General features: G+C 48.2%; 1 pseudogene. It reads right to left on the reverse strand.

Annotation, left to right across the window (positions count from 1 at the left end):
* Nucleotides 1-384: pseudogene (locus tag QTN95_RS21160) on the reverse strand (IS66 family transposase); the annotation flags it as partial.
* Between the last annotated feature and the right edge of the window lie 6 nt (nucleotides 385-390).

A 390-nucleotide genomic window follows, 5' to 3' on the forward strand; every position in this document is an offset into this window, starting at 1 on the left:
TTTATGCAGACTATGTTGGCAGCAAGCGCACTGCTTTTCATGGTCGTCTAAATCAAGTTCGATAACTTCACGAGGCAAGGTCTTTGGAAGTGGCTTGCGTTTACCCCGTTTCTTCGTTGTGGTGGTCGTCGTGACCACTTCAACCTCTTCTTCTTTAGCGGCTTCACATTCCGCTTCGTTGAAGAGGTCACCTTGGGATTCATCGTAAGGTTTTAACGCCTCCGAGCGTCTAGCGAACTGACGGTCGAAGGCCAGTTTGAGTTGTTCAAGTAGCGACTGGCGTTCTTGTTTCAATTGGATTTCTGACGCCATCAGCGCTTTCACCATCGCTTGTAGCTCGGCAACATCTTGACTTTCTGGGTTGATATTTGGCGTCTTTTTCATGGCGTT

Source organism: Vibrio sp. M260112 (genome assembly GCF_036533775.1).
In the GTDB taxonomy this organism is placed as follows: domain Bacteria; phylum Pseudomonadota; class Gammaproteobacteria; order Enterobacterales; family Vibrionaceae; genus Vibrio.